General features: G+C 55.2%; 9 protein-coding genes. 2 read left to right on the forward strand and 7 right to left on the reverse strand.

Translation table 11 applies throughout. From position 1 onward, the window contains the following. Window position 1: 1 nt before the first annotated feature. The 3 genes from priA to ABJK56_RS01910 are packed head-to-tail and all read right to left on the reverse strand — an operon-like array spanning window position 2 to window position 8,182. The gene (gene priA / locus ABJK56_RS01900; protein ID WP_347242973.1) at window positions 2-2,269 is read right to left on the reverse strand and encodes a primosomal protein N'; all 2,268 of its coding nucleotides are present in this window, start codon (window positions 2,267-2,269) and stop codon (window positions 2-4) included. A 20-nt stretch (window positions 2,270-2,289) separates the two neighbouring features. Continuing rightward, a complete protein-coding gene (locus tag ABJK56_RS01905) occupies window positions 2,290-4,788 on the reverse strand; it encodes a hypothetical protein (protein ID WP_347242974.1) in 2,499 nt (832 codons plus the stop codon). A gap of 40 nt (window positions 4,789-4,828) precedes the next feature. Beyond that, a complete protein-coding gene (locus ABJK56_RS01910) occupies window positions 4,829-8,182 on the reverse strand; it encodes a GH116 family glycosyl-hydrolase (RefSeq protein WP_347242975.1) in 3,354 nt (1,117 codons plus the stop codon). Window positions 8,183-8,298: 116 nt separating this feature from the next. On the opposite strand from ABJK56_RS01910, the gene ABJK56_RS01915 reads away from it, so the two are divergent. Beyond that, the gene (locus tag ABJK56_RS01915) at window positions 8,299-8,535 is read left to right on the forward strand and encodes a LapA family protein (RefSeq protein ID WP_347242976.1); all 237 of its coding nucleotides are present in this window, start codon (window positions 8,299-8,301) and stop codon (window positions 8,533-8,535) included. A 131-nt stretch (window positions 8,536-8,666) separates the two neighbouring features. On the opposite strand, the gene ABJK56_RS01920 is transcribed toward ABJK56_RS01915, so the two are convergent. From ABJK56_RS01920 to ABJK56_RS01930, 3 genes are read right to left on the reverse strand one after another with little or no spacing between them, the layout of a single operon-like run. Next, window positions 8,667-9,743: an ABC transporter permease gene (locus tag ABJK56_RS01920; RefSeq protein ID WP_347242977.1), complete on the reverse strand. Its 1,077-nt coding sequence runs from the start codon at window positions 9,741-9,743 to the stop codon at window positions 8,667-8,669. A gap of 2 nt (window positions 9,744-9,745) precedes the next feature. Beyond that, window positions 9,746-11,278, reverse strand: a complete 1,533-nt coding sequence (locus ABJK56_RS01925; RefSeq protein ID WP_347242978.1) for a sugar ABC transporter ATP-binding protein — start codon at window positions 11,276-11,278, stop codon at window positions 9,746-9,748. Between the two features lie 48 nt (window positions 11,279-11,326). Continuing rightward, the gene (locus ABJK56_RS01930; protein WP_347242979.1) at window positions 11,327-12,385 is read right to left on the reverse strand and encodes a substrate-binding domain-containing protein; all 1,059 of its coding nucleotides are present in this window, start codon (window positions 12,383-12,385) and stop codon (window positions 11,327-11,329) included. 377 nt (window positions 12,386-12,762) lie between these two features. Between ABJK56_RS01930 and ABJK56_RS01935 the strand changes: the two genes are divergently transcribed. Next, window positions 12,763-13,827, forward strand: coding sequence for a M28 family peptidase (locus ABJK56_RS01935; RefSeq protein WP_347242980.1), 1,065 nt, complete (start codon window positions 12,763-12,765; stop codon window positions 13,825-13,827). A 159-nt stretch (window positions 13,828-13,986) separates the two neighbouring features. Here ABJK56_RS01935 and ABJK56_RS01940 read toward each other — a convergent pair whose 3' ends face one another. After that, complete coding sequence (locus tag ABJK56_RS01940; RefSeq protein ID WP_347242981.1) at window positions 13,987-15,594, reverse strand: hypothetical protein; 1,608 nt, start codon at window positions 15,592-15,594, stop codon at window positions 13,987-13,989. Window positions 15,595-15,927: the final 333 nt, after the last annotated feature.

The following is a 15,927-nucleotide window of genomic DNA, read 5'->3' on the forward strand; positions in this document are numbered from 1 at the left end:
GTCACAGCATATCCACGGGGTCTACGTCCACGACCCAGCTCACCTGACGCGCCTCTTCGAGACACTGAAGGCCACAGCGGACGAGCGTGCGGATGAGCCTTTCGTCCTTACCCAGAATTTGGATGTGGTAGCGGTATTTTCCCCGTAATTTCATCAAGGGAGCAGGGGCAGGCCCGACCACGCGGGCGGCATCGGGACGACCCGTTTGAGAAAGGGACTTTGAAAACGACCGGGCGACCCGCTCCGCCCAGCCAGCCGCTTCCAGTTCTTTCTCGGCCGAGATAATCAGCCGAACCAGCCTGCTGATTGGCGGATAACCGAACGCCATTCGGATAGGCAGTTCTTGAGCGGCAAAACCTTCGAAGTCGTGCCGCACCGCCGATTGAATGGCGAAATGTTCGGGGCTGAAAGTTTGAACCAGTACGAGACCCCCGTGCGGCCCCCGGCCGGTCCGCCCAGCTACCTGGGTCACCATTTGAAATGTACGTTCTGCCGCACGGAAATCAGGAAAGTGCAGGGCGGTGTCAGCATTGACCACGCCCACGAGCGTTACATTGGGAAAGTCCAGCCCCTTGGCGATCATTTGGGTTCCCAAGAGGATTTGGATTTTGCCTTCACGGAAGAGACGAAATGCCCGTTCGTAGGCCTCGCGGCTTCGCATCGAATCTGCGTCCATCCGCAAGCATGTGGCCTCCGGGAACCGTGCCTTGACCTCGGCCTCGAGCCGTTCCGTCCCGACTCCACTGAACCGGATTGCCGCTGATTGACACTCGGGACAGGCCTTTGGCGAGGGTGCCTCGTGACCGCAATAGTGACACAGCACTTTGCTGAAACTGCGGTGGTGTGTCAAGGCAATCTCGCAATCCGGGCACATCAGCACATAACCGCAGGCCGAACACTGCACATGTGTCGCGAATCCCCGGCGATTCAGTAGCAAGATCACCTGCCCGCCGTTTTCCAGGGCCTCATGAATGGCCGCGTGGAGTTGACGCGTGATCACACCACGGCTTGCCCGACTATGCTTGGGTTGACGAAGGTCGATCGGCTTGACGGCCGGCAGCGTTCGGCCACCAATGCGCTCAGGCAATCGGATAAGCGTGAGTTCCCCCTGCTGAGTCCGATACCAGCTTTCCAGTGATGGTGTTGCCGACCCCAGGACGAGGGGAATTTGTTCGATCTGGGCACGGCGGAGAGCGACATCTCGGGCGTGGTACCGAGGCGCGGCCTCCTGCTTGAATGAGGTTTCGTGCTCTTCGTCCATCACGATGAGGCCCAAGTGGGGCGTGGGCGCGAAAATCGCGCTTCGGGCACCCACGACCACCTGCACCTGTCCAGAAGCAATCCAATCCCACTGCGCGGCCCGTTCCGCATCTGTGAGATGGCTATGGAGCACGGCCACATAATCAAATCGACTGCGAAAGCGTTCCACAGTCTGCGGCGTGAGACTGATTTCGGGTACGAGGACAATGGCTTGCTTCCCTTTTTTCACCACGTATTCGATGGCCTGGATATAAACCTCGGTTTTACCACTACCCGTCACGCCGTAAATGAGAATGCCCCGATATTCCCCGGTGCTTACCGCTTCTTGGATAATTTCCAGAGCCTCCTGTTGCTGGTTGTTGAGAATCAACCTCTCTTGCCGGGGAAGAGTCGTAGCATCTGGTTGGCTGTGCCGAATCCTTGCCATTTCTTTGACCAGGATTCCCCGTTTCACGAGGTTGTCAAGAACGGCCGTCGTGCAGCCGGCGGTTCGGGTAAGTGCGTCGCGCGAGAGCCGTTGACCAGGCGCCTCCAAAAGAGCAGCGACCACTCTGGCCTGTTTCTCCGTGAGGGAGGGAAACCCGTCGGAACAGGGAGCCAGGCGATAATGGGGAACCAGGCGTGTGCCCGCCTGATTTCGTACGCAGGCCGGTATAACGGTTTCCAGAACTGTTCCCAGTGGGCAGAGATAATATTCTGCCATCCACTGGGCCAGGCGCAACAATGCAGATGTGACAAGGGGAGCCTCATCAATAATGGCCGCGATGTCTTTCAGTTGGGGGTTGTCCGCTTGTTCGCAAATTTCAAGGCAGTATGCGACTACAAATCGGTTGGATTTTCCCAGTGGCACGCGGATTCGCTGGCCGGGAGCAATTCTTCCAACGAATGTTTTTGGAACCCGGTAGTCGAAAACTCCCTCGGGACCGGATTCAAACACAACTTTTGCCACCAGGACGTGCTTCGCAGGGGAAGTGTCTTCCAGGCCAGAAAAAAGGGAAAGCTGTTTCACGTTTCTCACGGTATCTGGAGTCAATTCGGTCGACCAGGAAACACATCCAGTACTGCCACTTCTTCTCCCCCCAGGGTGAGTTCCACCTGATGGTTCTGAATAGGATGCGCCGTTCCCCGAAGGAGTTCCTGCACGGATTGATCGACTTTAATGGCAGCATCGATTGTGATCACCACTCTTACTTTCTCCGGCGTGTCATTAAAGACAGTGAAATACCGCGTACCGAACCGTTCCACATAGACGCCTGGATGAGAAGAGCGAGCAAGAGTCATTGGTTCCCAGCCCGCCTCGGCGACAAGTTTGCAAAGCGGCACATATTTTTTGAAAAGGGGACGATCTCGGTTGTACAGCTCCGGCCGTGAGAAATAATGCCCGGTAGAAGCATTCGGGCTGAAGAATCCTGGAAACATGCCATACGCCAGGCATCTTGCCATGTATTTCTCCACCCGCTCGTGATCGAACTGATCAAAGTTTGTATTCATGAGAAAGCAGTACGGTTTCTTTCCGCACAGAGCGCGACGGTACAACAGTTCACCATCGCTCATGGGTTGCCACTTTCCATCGCGATTCCAATTGGTTTCCGTCCCCAACACATCCAGCCATGGAACCAGCCAGCAGAGCTGCGATGGGGTTCCATTGGCCATCATGTATTTCCCCAGTTTATGCACATCTTCAGCAATCGCACGAATGTATTCGAACACAATCAATCCCCGAAAGACCGCAGGTTGCAGGGTATCGCCGTCATAAGTAAGCGGACGCTCGCCGACAAAATGGTTTCGACAAAAATCAAGCTCGTCCGTGACATAACCTTCGCTGGAGTCAATGTATTCTCCATCCAAATCGGCTTTGCGGCTTGGTCCATAAAGTCGGTCCCGAATTTCGGGGTTCCACTTCAGGCGGAAATCGGTAATCTCCCCTGAAATCTGCGGCAGGGAGTTCATGCTCCAAACAGCTCCATTACACCACGGAGTGTCGAGAAGCCGCACCGGAATTCGTCCGTGCTCATCCCGAAAGCTGCTTGTTTGCCATGCTCGGGCCTGGGGGCGCCCCAAGCTGGCAAGCCGCTCTGCCTCTGCCACAGCCGCCTCATAAGTGCGGGGGAGTTCTGTGGCCATGGGCATCCACCATGTCATCGGTTCTGTATATCGGAACGTGAGAATCCCATGGGCGTCATCCCATGCCGTTTCGTTATCACCTTCCTTAAAACGAAAGCCAAAATCTTCCCATGCCTCCACGGTGGAGATCTTGGCGAACGGCATCCATAACCCCTGTTTTTCGATACGCGCGCGAAAGACTCCGGGGAACATCTCGTAGTAGGATTGAAGCGCTCCGCGAAATCCCATCGGCCCGGGGAATTGCCATTTAACGAGCCGCAAATGCGCTTCAGGCTGTTCCGGGGTGAGGGCAATGTCGTAACTTACAAACAGACTTCTCAAGCTGGCGTGATAGCCAACCCGAAACACGGCCGGTAGCGTCATATCAATGCCTACAGCGTGACCAGTATCTCCGCTCCGTATCACCGCGAAAGGCCACCGGGACAGGCGATGTGCCACCCCAGCCCGGCTGCGAGTGGTCACCGTGTATTCTCTATTACCGGAGACAAGTTCCTCTCGCCGTGGGTCTGGATACCACACAACAGGTGAATGGCCATCGCCTCGGATGGGGTACAGATAGCTGAGTGTGAGGAGCCTATCGCCCGCTCCTGCCCATCTCAAACGAATGTCAATACAGTCCCCAAAGCGTAGCTTGTCTACTTTTTGCTCACATTCAATTCCCAGTGCCGATTGATGGAGCGCGTAGAAGTCTGTCCCTGCTTTGACGTCGCGGATAACAAGTCCGGAATACTCCTTTTCTCGCCAGATGCATGGCACTCCATCGAAAAATCCGCCTTGTGGGAGCGACAACTGATAGAGCCGAGGCGACCTAAATAATGCTGTGCCAGAATGCCGACGGAAAAGGAGATAGAAGGAGAGCCGTTTAACGGGTTTTTCTGGGAAGATAATCACCCGTTTTTCTTGCCAGCCATGGGTTCCTACATCGAACGGGGTTGCCTGGCCCCATAGAGATGTGCCGTCCGTGTACTGGAGATCTAAGTACAGGGAGTAATCATTGTCCCGCGAACCACCCACGTTTTCGGCTGAGCTCTCGGCAATGGCCAGCAGCGGTGTCGGCGTCGTGTGGTTAAGTTCCACTGTTTGCACGACTCCGCGGACCACGGTCGAATCACTACCGTTATCACAGATAAACGTGCTATCTTTTTTGAGGAAGCCCTCGCCATAACCGCGCCAAGCTATTTCATTGAGCAGATTTTGACCGAGTGTTGGTTCGCGGATCACTTCAAGAATGGATATTTGTGGGGAAGCCACATTCCCACCTTCCAGCGATTCACTTGCGACCAACACCGGAAAACAGGCAACGAGCAGAACCCCTGTCAGGACGACTGAGAATCCAGCGCGCCTTTGTCCGCGAACCGATGCCGTTCGGTTGCTCAGTGCCGTCTGTTTGTGCGGGGAACGCATGTCTCATCCTCTCCCGGTATTATGACGTGGAATGCGGTTTCTAATAGGTCAGTATAAAGGTCAATTTTTCTCCGGGTTGAAGCACTATCGGCTCGGCGAGGCAGCACGCCACCCGTCCCTTGTCAGCTTCCAATTGAACGGGAATTGCCTTGCCGCCTTTTTGGCACTCGACACGCTTGGGAAGAGCGCTATCTGGGAGTTCGGTAATGAACTTCGTCAAGGGCAACCGGCCCCACCGAAGTTCGATGGTACTCACTTGCTGACCAGGCTCTCGCTTTTGACAGAAAACGCCCCAACCTTCGGCGGCCGTGAAAAACGATATGTGGTCGTCAGGTTTCCAAATCGGTTGAAATCCAATAGTTTGGGTAGGGCCATCGTAAATGAACCCCTGGCAGGCAAGGAGCAGCGACCAGGAACTCATGGCCCGGGCGTAAAATTTGCCGCACTCGTCATCGCCAAATGGATTGCCGGAATATCCCCAACTTGTGAAATTCCCCGGCGTTAGTCCGGTTCTTTTTCGGCCGTCATACCGGACGGCAATTGCCCGCACGACTGTGAATCCTTCCCGTAGCAGACCGGCCTGAATCATCGCTGCTGCCGCGGCATATTCAAAACCGGTCATCACCTCGCTTGCATAGCGGATAACCTTTGCTGGGGGCTTAGTTCCAGGGGGCCACGTGAACATTTGCATGCCGGCATCTTCATCAGCCACAAACTTTCTCGGTTTCTGTGGCAATCCTTTCATGAACCCGCGAAAGTTGTAGTGGAATAGACTCGAGAGCGCAATCCGCACATGTTCCGGGGGATACACCCAGCCCAAATCCAGTTGATGGGCCCACCACTGACCGAGGACCTGGTCAATACCGCATCCCTGTCCGTAATCTTCATAGGGCGTCGGTTCGGGGATCTGTATGTAATACTCTCCATTGAAAAGCAGCTTGTCTTGATTAGTCTGGCCGGACACACGGATGCGGTGGTACCGCGCTGCAACGTCGTTTTCTCCCTGTAATTGGGCCATTTTTTCCGCAGCCACAAGAGCTGCCAGATACAGGCTGCCCAACCACGAAGAGGCGCCCCCCAGTTCTCCGTCGAGTGTGTTCCATTGCGGTCCACTGGGAACGCCATCTTCGTTGGGATCCCATCGCTGGATGATGTAATCCATCGCTTTCTTGATCGCCAGCCAGTTTTTTGCGAGCCATCCTGAGTCGCGACAAAGTAGGTGTTCGCGGTACGAGTTGAGAACGGCGCCACACTGACCATCAAATGCTGGAAACTCGTCGGGCTGACGGTGGGGAATGGCTCCATCCTCTTTCTGGAAACGAAACTCCTGTTCCCGCATCAGCCGTCCGAGCTCAGGGAACAGTCTCGCGTGAGCCTGAGCATAGTGCCAGACATGATTGCAATTTCCCGGGCAGCACCCTGCTTCAATATTGCATCCTTCCCATCCGCCAAAGTATCCATCTCGACACCAGAACACAGTAGGACTTCGTAGAATTGCGACCTGTGAGGCGATCCGGTCGACAAACCAGTAGGGAAGATTCGTCTCGTAAAGCGAATCCACGTAAAGGCGGGTACCGGCTTCGAGTTCGGAAAGCCGTGCGTCAACTTCCGCCGCAACTTCCTCCGCGCTCCGCCACCAGGCTTCGTAGCGACGGCCTCCACAGCTCCATTTGCCGGTTCCAGCTGGTAAGTCTGAAAAGAACCAGGCAAGCACGCAAGTCACCGTTTGGGCCTGGCCTGGCTCGAGATCAAGAGAGCGCCATAATGCTCCTTTCAGCGTCTCCCCGGCAGGAGAGGGACCCGCTGAGAGTTGATTCGCGTCGAGTTGAGAATCGCGCTTGGCTACAACTGCCCGAAGTTGGGCGATGTCTGTCCAGGCGGGTACCCCGTGCACTCGGTCCCCTTTCATCAGCAGTACGAGGCCGTCCCCCGAGTTTGCGGATTGACTCTGCGCCATAGTCAGCCAGGTGGATCCTTGTGTCCGGACCACCCGATTGACATTGCCCCCGAAGTTCGGGTGACGGACATCTTCGATGGGCCCGTCACCACGGTACCCGGTGGCGTTGAGTTGACTGGCGAGTACGGTCACGGACAGGCGGTGTTCTGTGGGGTTCTTAACCGTGATCTGATAGACGGCGCATGGAATGGCAGAGTCGCGAACCTTGGTTGGTATTAGGGGGTTGAATGTCTCCAGGCTGACCTGTACCGGAAAATCTGGATCAATAAATTCATAGCGCGCCAGGGGGTACCGAGCGACAAGTCGGACCTCTGCCATAGGTGGAAGCCCTTCCTCGGGGAAGGTCTGCAAAATCCTTTCGACAGCGCGGTCGTCGCTCCGGACCTGCACGGCAAAAAAGCTGTGTGGAACGAATCGATAGGCCACCTGTCCAAAAATCTGCCAGGCATGCCGTCTAGCGGTTCCATCCATGTGGATGGCGCCTACTCCAATACCACCTACTGGAAGGTCGATGGCTGTGAGACGATCTTTTTCATAGACAGTGGGCGCGCCCCGTGCGAAAAGCGATGGATCTTCCATGAGCTCACGGCGACGCTTTTCCCGGGCTTCTTCCAGTTTTGCCTGTTCTTCTGCTTCGGCACGACGAACCTGTTCATATCGAGTCTGTGCTGCCAAACGAATATCATGGAAACCCATCGCGTCTGTATGTGTAGCAATTTCCTCTTCGGTAAGAGCTCTGCTGTATAAAGCCACCTGACAGATGGTGCCAGTGAAGAACTCGGCTCCTGCAGGTTGCGAGGAACCAATATTGAGCGGGCGATTCTTCTCCGAACGATTGATCTGCCAACTTTGCTGGGGAGGCAAACAGGGGACGCCATTCAGATAAACCGACGTTCCCTCCTTGGTACTTACCACAACCAGGTGATACCATTGACCAGGTTGGAGCGGTCCTGTGGCGGGTCGGTAGGAGGCCACTTCCTGACCATTCCATAGGTCGATGGCCGAATAGTCCCCGTGGACGTGGATGCTCCACCGTGTCTGGCGATGATCCCCCGACTCCCGTTTGGCTATAAGACAGGGATTGAACCGGGCAGGAGCGGGGAATTCGGGACGAAACCAGAGCTCGATGGTGGCTTCCTCGGTATCCAAATCGGGTGTGGGGCCAAACGTGAGGGTGGTTTTGCCGGAAAAGCGTAGCGCCATAGTTTCGTCGGGCCCAGGAACAGCCTGGGGACGATCGCCCTCTGCACGCCACTCTTTTGCGAGGACCTCGTCAAACGACTGCAAGGGTAGATACCAAACGAGCCCCGGGGACGCTTCTATGAGCTTCCGGTACTGTGCATGTTTTGGGACGCTTGCCTCGGCGGGAAAAACTGTATCTTTGCAACTTAACGCGATAAGCAACCACGTTAACACAGGTAAAAGCGTGCTCCTCATCCTCAGGCTCCCCATGGCTATCGGCTTTCGGCAAGGGATTATATTATCTCCAATGCGTGTGGTACAATGAACTAAAGGCCGACGTTGAAAGGACAGACTCTGCGGAGTTCTCATTGATGGTCACGAAAATCAAACTGGCTGTCTTGATCTTCCTTGCTTTGCTCATTATCGTTTTCGTTCTCCAAAACACTGCGACGATGGCAATACGTTTTCTATTCTGGGAGTTTTCCAGTAGTGTGGCGACTCTTGTCATACTGATGTTTGCACTGGGATTCTGTGTTGGACTGTTGGTAGCCGGATGGCTTGTAAAAGGCATGACCAAGGGTCATTCATCGAAAACCACTGGCGCCTGATAAATGCGACCCTCCTCATTTGCTGCAGTGTTAACCGAGGCTATCACTTGGTCCACGAGGTTTTTTGACGAAGTGTCGGGAATTCTATTTTTGTCGAACGCCCCTGGATGCTTTTCCGATTGTGGGGAGTGTCACGTAGCGGAATGCTGACGCAGCCGATCAATCACGACGGCTGCGATGATAATCACTCCAATAACCGCCTCCTGCACCCATTTGGGCCAGCCCATCTGCTGACCGCCCATATAAAGGATTGTGATGATCAACGCACCGATGACACTCCCCAAAATGGATCCCTGTCCTCCCATCAGACTTCCCCCACCGATGACGACCGCTGCGATGACGAACAGTTCGTAGGCGATGGCCGAAGTGGGCTGACCGATGCCCCCGATAAACGAGAACTGCATGAGACCTGCCAACCCCGCAAAAAGCCCGCCCAGAGTGTAAGTAGCAATCTTTACGCGACCGACCGGGACGCCGCAAAGTCGGGCCGTCTCCTCGTTGGAGCCGATGGCGAAAATATATCGGCCAAGCTTGGTGTACCGCAGGATAAGGGCAGCCACTACGGCGGAGACGATCAATATCCATACTCCCGGAGGTAGAATCCACACACGCCAACGCGGATCATGGGACGTGAGCGTCGGATCCATGAGTCGAGTGAGCCAGGTATCCTCGCGAGGGTAAATGTCTTTCTCTTGCGCTAATCCCTTTGCCAGGCCACGAAAAATTCCCATAGTTCCCAGCGTTACGATAAATGGGACGAGTCGCAAGCCGACCACGGTCGCACCGTTAATAAATCCGGCCAAAACACTGACCAGAACTCCCGCGACAAGGGCCGTCCACGGAAGCAGCACAGGCCATTGATGGATGAGATACACGGTTTCCTCCCGCCCGTTCGGCCCATAAACCGTATAGTGATAGTCGAGTATCCAGGCCACGGTGACCACGCTCAGTGCGATCATTGAACCAACCGACAGATCGATGCCCCCCGCAATGATGATCATTGTCATTCCGAGTGCTGCGGTCGCGTAAACGGCACTCTGTCTCAGGATGTTTTCCAAATTACGCGGTGTATAGAATTTTCCGTCTTCTACGAGCGCAGCGAAAAACAGGAACACAGCGATGAGAGCCGTAAATCGCCCGATTGCCGTCATCCAGGGCGACGACCACATATCCCGGGTAAAACGAAAGGAGTCGGCAAGTTTCGGCATTCTCATGGTGCGTTGAGGAGATTCACTTGGTTCTGACCTGTTGCTGCCAGCATCAAACTGTGTTCTGTCCATTGTTCTGCCGGACGACACGCTACGAGGCGTCCGCGAAACATGACGGCAATCGTGTCGCAGAGGCCAAGCAACTCCGGGAGATAGCTGGACACCATCAAAACAGCTTTCGGGCTTGTTCCCCCACTCCCGTCGGCGGCTTCCGCGATCAACCGATAAATCTGGGCTTTTGATCCCACGTCGATTCCGCGTGTGGGCTCGTCCAGAAGGAGGACGTCCACATCGGCAAAAAACAGTCGCGCCAAAGCGACTTTCTGCTGATTACCCCCGGATAGGGTCCAGGTGGGCTGTCTTAAGTGCTCACAGCGGATGGAAAGCCGCTCGATCCAACGTGTTACAATGCGCTCTTCCCGGCCAGGAAGAACGAGTCCCAGCGGTCCCAGGCGATCCACGCGAGACAACGTAATGTTCTCGGCAATGGAAAGGGACACTGCGAGTCCTTCCCGTTTTCGGTCTTCACTCAGAAATCCCACTCCTTGTCGCCATCGCTGGCCGGGGGAAGCGGGCCCCTGAAAGACACCAACGCGAATGTGGCCGGCGCGAACGGCATCCAACCCGAAGATCGCCCGCAGTAACTCGGTGCGACCGGCCCCTACCAGCCCAGCTATCCCCAGGATTTCTCCCCGATGCAACCGAAGACTTGCACCGATTGGCTTTTTGGTTCCGGTGAGTCCTTCCACCTCCAGGATGCATGGCCCACGAGTCCGACGACGTTTGGGGTATAACTCGCTCACTTCACGGCCTACCATGAGCGCCACGATTTTGGGAATCGGTGTCTGAGAAGTGATGCCACTTCCCACGGTTTCGCCATCGCGCAAAACGGTGAAACGATCGCTGATTCGATGGACTTCCTCTAAGAAGTGCGAAATGTAGATGACGGCAAGACCTCGCTCGCGGAGGCGGCGGATGAGCGTGAATAACCGATCTACGTCGTGTTGCGTAAGGCTACTTGTGGGCTCGTCAAGGACAACGATCTTAGCCTGAGAAACCACTGCCCGCGCGATTTCCACCATCTGTTGATACCCCGGCGGCAAATTCTGCACCGGGGTTGCCAGTGGCAAGTCGGCCAGACCCAGTTCAGAAAGGGCGGCGTATGCCTGTTGGCGAAGTTGGCGCCACCGAATAACTCCCCAGCGTGCTGGTTCCACACCAAGCAGAATGTTTTCCATGACCGACAGATGGGGAGCCAGCGACAGTTCCTGGTAGATCATGGCTATGCCCCGCCGGCGGGCATCCAGGGGCTGATGCGGCACGAACGGTTCTCCATCCAGCCACATCTGTCCTCGGTCCGGGCGGTAGACGCCCGCCAGGACCTTCATCAGAGTGCTCTTCCCGGCCCCGTTTTCCCCTACCAACGCATGAACTTCTCCCGCGGCCACCTCCACGTTGACTCCGTTCAAGGCCTGGGTGGTCCCGAACCGTTTCGCGATATTGACCATCTTCAATCGAGGTGGTGAGTCGCGCATGATTATCCGAATTTCTACCCTGCAGCAGGCAATGTGGACGACCTCCACCTACTTCTCCGCGCTTGGCGGCTGGCTCTGGGTCTGACTGGGCTTTTCGGACAGTCCTACTAACTGCCGCACAGCTGGGTCGGTCGCCAGCTTTTCGCGCGTCACAAGCACAACCCCTGTGTCAATATATTCAGGTACTTTTTGCCCGCGGAGGTGTGCAACCAGCGTCTCCACGGCTAAACGGCCCATCTTCCTCGGGTTCTGGGCGATGAGCGCGTCAATGAGTCCCGCTTGAAGAGCTTCGACCAACCGTGGGGTAAAATCGAAGCCGATAAATCGGACATGTACCTTGACGCCGCTTTTTCGGAGGTCTTCCAGCGCAGCTAGCATTCCCAGTGTGGATCGATCATTGCACGCAAATATCCCGTCGAGAGACAACTCGTTGTCTTTGACAAAACCTTCCAGGACGTTCGTGGCCGTCTTCTTGCAACCTTCTACGGTGGCGTCCTCCGGGTAGGGATCACCTACGATCTCCAGTCCCCCTGCTTTCGCTGTTTCGATGAACCCTTCGGCACGAGCTTCAGTACTTCCCGTACCCTGCACAAACCGCAGCACTAGGACGCGCCCTTTGCCTCCCAGAAGTTCAATCATATGTTGGGCCGCCAGACTCCCTCCCTGTTTGTTATTGGTGGCTACAAAGCTGACGTGGGCATGGCCATCGATTTCCGAGTCAAAAATGACTACAGGGATACCGGCTTCGACGGCCCGTTCTACCGTCCGTCGTTGAGCAGAGCGATTGAGCGGCGCAAGGGCGATGCCGTCCACCTGCAAGGTGACCATGTTCTCTACGATCTTGTTCTGTTCGGCCAGTTCGGTTTCGGTAAGAGGGCCATCCCATTTCATCTCCACCCCTAGTTCCTGGGCCGCCTCGCGAGCGCCCATCTCAACGGTTTTCCAGAATTCACCACCGGTGCTCTTGGGAATCACAGCGATCACGAGCTTCTTGTTGCGATTGGATTTCTCCTGCGACGCCGTGGGTTCTGACGACCGACATCCCACAAGGCTCAGGGGCATACCTGCAAGAATAATCGCAGCAATTGCGCGAACCGTCGCGACCATTGAATTGATCCTCCTCGATCGACTGCACCTGGCGGCGCTGGTATCACTTGCCGGGTAACGTATGGTGACCGCCGCGCTTATGTGATAACTTTCCAGTTTAGAAACTTAGCTCTGGAAACTCCACACGGTGGAGTCCCGAATTCAGTCACGACCGATTGCGGTGGAGTGTTATTGACGGCCTGAACCGTGGGCGAGATATTTCATTTCCGGGCGTCAGGCGAGCGCACTCATGATGTGCCCAAGCATCGCTCCGGTAAATCAACTGCCGTGTCAGAAAGCGCCATGCCGAGATGGGGTCACTGAAGGAAAAATTCGTGCCACAAAAAACTTTTGAAGGCGGCTATCGAGTGAAAAGCGACGGAATAAGGAGTACTCCGATGAAAAAACTACGGTCGAGACTGATGGTAGGAAGTCTTTTGCTGGTCATACTAGCTGAATCGGCGGCAGCGCTGGGCGAGCAACAGCAATCATCGCCCGAGGTTCTGTGGACTGCCGTTTGGAACCAGCCCGCCGTGGTCGAGGAAATCCACTCCGTTATTGTACGGGTTAATGCGGAGCAGATGCGTCGTCACCTTTTCTACCTTGCCAAAGATCCGTTACCGTTTCGAAAGCTGAACTATAGTCGGCCGGGGCAAAACAAGAACTCGCTTTATGAAGCTGACGATTACCTGACCGCTCAACTCACGGCATGGAGCTACCAGGTCGTGCAGAAACCGGTGCAGGTCCAGGCATTTCGGCGGGATCCGAGCAAACCAAAGGCCCATCAGTACTCTCAGCCACTCCCAGAGGATCCCTGGTACACGGCGTATAACCTCTATTCAGAAAAACAGGGGCGGCGGCGTCCCGAAGAGATCATCCTCCTCCTTGCGCATAAAGACTCCCAGAGTTGGGTGGACTCACCAGGGGCTAATGACAATGCCATCGGCACATGCGGGTTGCTTGAAATTGCGCGCGTTCTGAAGGATTATCCGAACGACCGTACCATCCGCTTCCTCTGGTGCAATGAAGAACACTGGCCGTGGACCAGCGTAACAGCGGCGCAAAAAGCCAAGAAAAGAGGTGATAAGATCATCGCCGTCATCAACCTGGATGGCATCGGGGTGAAGTCCGCTGAAGACACGGCTGCCGGCAAAAAGGCCAATGTTACAGTCTTCACGACCTATGAAGGTGAGGCTCTGGCGCGTCTGGTTAGCGCAGCCAATGAACGCTTCAGCATTGGCCTCGAACAGCGAACAGCGCAACGAGCACGTCCCGGAGATGACGACGGATCGTTTGTGCAAGCGGGTTATCCCGCGGCAATTCTCCAGATTGGATCATGGCCCTACGCAGACCCGAATTACCACACCGAAGGCGATATACCGGAGCGCACGGACATCGAAAATGCGGCAATGACCGTCCGGCTTACCATCGCTACGGTCATCACGCTGGACCGTGCGCCATGAATTGGTGCCGGGGTCCACTATCCAGCAGAGAGGTACTGAGACCCACAATGCTATTCGTGGTGCGAGGACACAAAGATGAAAAGCGGTACTTCGACTTGCAGCATCCCCAGTTAACAGCCCAGAGTAACAGAGCGAGAGCGGAAAAATGGAAAGGGCCGATTATTTCCAAACCTGAATCCACCCTCGACCCGGTATTTCGTGTTCCTTCCCGTTAAGCGCTACCTTCACGGGATCGTTGTTAAAATTCTCTATCACGTAGCTACCATCTTCAAAAAGGTAGAGCCCAACCTTATTGGGAGCTTTGAACGTGAGCCCGAAAGGTCGTAGGAGAGCTGCGCGTAAAGGCTCCAATTCCTTTTCGGTAAATTGAAGGAGCCGGTGCGGATCACCCTGCACGGACAAGACGTGCACGTTCGGACGATTTAGTAGCTCTCTATTTTTGAGTTGTCCGGCAAGTGCATCCGTCAAGAGGATTGGGACCCCGCGTTCAACCAGGCCCGCAAGTCGCTCTTCGAATTGTGAGTTCGTCAATGCATGCACGGAGAAAAATGCAGCCTGCGCGTTCTCTGGAAACTCGTGACAGGGGACCAGAGGGATGCCCAACATTCCGACGAAATCGTACACGTACGGTTCGCGCCCGGGCGGGCTATGAGGCGGTTTATACGCAGCGACACCAATAATCTGTCGCCTACGGACCTTTTCGGCAACGTCCAGGAGTTCCGGAATGTGTGCTCGAAGAACCTCCACATTTCTTGGGCCGGTTCCGCGCTGAAGCGCGCCGTAGCAGAAAAGGAGCGTCTCACGGGCGCCGCCCAAAACTGTTTGCCGAGCTTGCTCGACATAGGTGTGCTCGGTTGTCCCCAATGGATCAAACCACCCTCCACCGCATTTATCACCACCAATTCCGCCAAGCCAGCGCATGATGAAGTAACCCTCATACTGAACCGTGCGTCCCCACCGAGGGTCATCATAGTCGCGGGTCTCAGTGCCCACCCAGATGCGGTCAAAGTCAGTGGTTTGACGGATGACATCGTAACCGCGTTCATGGAAATAGTCGTACCATTGAGGATATTTAATAATAATCTGCACGTTGCGGTTGACTTTGCGGGCAGCTTGAAGAATCTTAATGCGCGAAAGCTGCACCATTAATTCGCATCGGTACTCGGACCAAGAATCGCCATTAACGGGAAATTCCTGATCTCCGATTCTAACAGTGCGTTTTGTTCGGGCCTGCTGGCATTCCGGACACGTGCAGTCCGTAAAAAGAAAGTCGTCAATCATAATCTCATCAAACAGCGAGGCAGTATAAGCAAATATTTCTGCCAGCCGATCCTGTGTTTTAAGGTCCGTGTAGCAGGAGATCAACTTCCGGCCGGTCGAGAGCTTGCCCACATTCGTCGGGGTCACGCATCCGGAAACCTTGAACCCTGCTTGACTGAATGTGTCCCGTGCCGTCGTGAGAAGATCTCGCGGAGCCTGATAGCCGTTGCGAAAACTTTCGATGAACACATGGGTGACCCCGGTCGCTCGGCACCATTCCATGGCCCGCTGCCGGCCTTCTTCAGTAGCAAGGTGATCGCGAACATCCTGGGCCGAAAACAAGGTGGCAAAGCGGTGGATCGCCGACTTCTCCCGGCACAAATCCCACAGATTTGCGGGTGCTGCTTCGGTTGCCTCCAGGGTAGAAGCCGATTGAAGACCTTGCCCTAATGCGACCAGTAGGGCCATACCAGCCAGCACATAGATCCTTTGATTTACAAGAGTCACTGGTCACCTTCCGCGCATTCAAGTTAAAACATGTGCCATTCCGAAAGCAGTACATCGCATTTTGAACGCTGAAGTTGCTTGGGGTGATGATCGATCTTAGTATGTTCCAAGCCCGTAAGGAAGTGGAATGACCGAAGTTGTGCCGACGCCGGCGCTCGGCTTGTGTGTGACGTCAACCCCGGAAAAACTCATGCACCCCTTGGGCCACGCGATCCAAATCAGTTTCTGAATACCGAAAGTCTGTGTGAAAGAAGAGACACACAGCTGTCTTTCTCTTGTGAGCGTCGCGGCTTTCCCGGCCACTAATACAGCTCGCGCTACAGTTTTCCGGCG

The organism is Thermogutta sp. (genome assembly GCF_039793925.1).
In the GTDB taxonomy this organism is placed as follows: Bacteria; Planctomycetota; Planctomycetia; order Pirellulales; family Thermoguttaceae; genus Thermogutta.

Coding starts and splice junctions, on each gene's coding strand:
- ABJK56_RS01920 (WP_347242977.1), bottom strand. CDS start 9,743: ATGCCGAAACTTGCCGACTCCTTTCGTTTTACCCGGGATATGTGGTCG.
- ABJK56_RS01935 (WP_347242980.1), top strand. CDS start 12,763: ATGAAAAAACTACGGTCGAGACTGATGGTAGGAAGTCTTTTGCTGGTC.
- ABJK56_RS01910 (WP_347242975.1), bottom strand. CDS start 8,182: ATGAGGAGCACGCTTTTACCTGTGTTAACGTGGTTGCTTATCGCGTTA.
- ABJK56_RS01905 (WP_347242974.1), bottom strand. CDS start 4,788: ATGCGTTCCCCGCACAAACAGACGGCACTGAGCAACCGAACGGCATCG.
- ABJK56_RS01930 (WP_347242979.1), bottom strand. CDS start 12,385: ATGGTCGCGACGGTTCGCGCAATTGCTGCGATTATTCTTGCAGGTATG.
- ABJK56_RS01915 (WP_347242976.1), top strand. CDS start 8,299: ATGGTCACGAAAATCAAACTGGCTGTCTTGATCTTCCTTGCTTTGCTC.
- ABJK56_RS01925 (WP_347242978.1), bottom strand. CDS start 11,278: ATGCGCGACTCACCACCTCGATTGAAGATGGTCAATATCGCGAAACGG.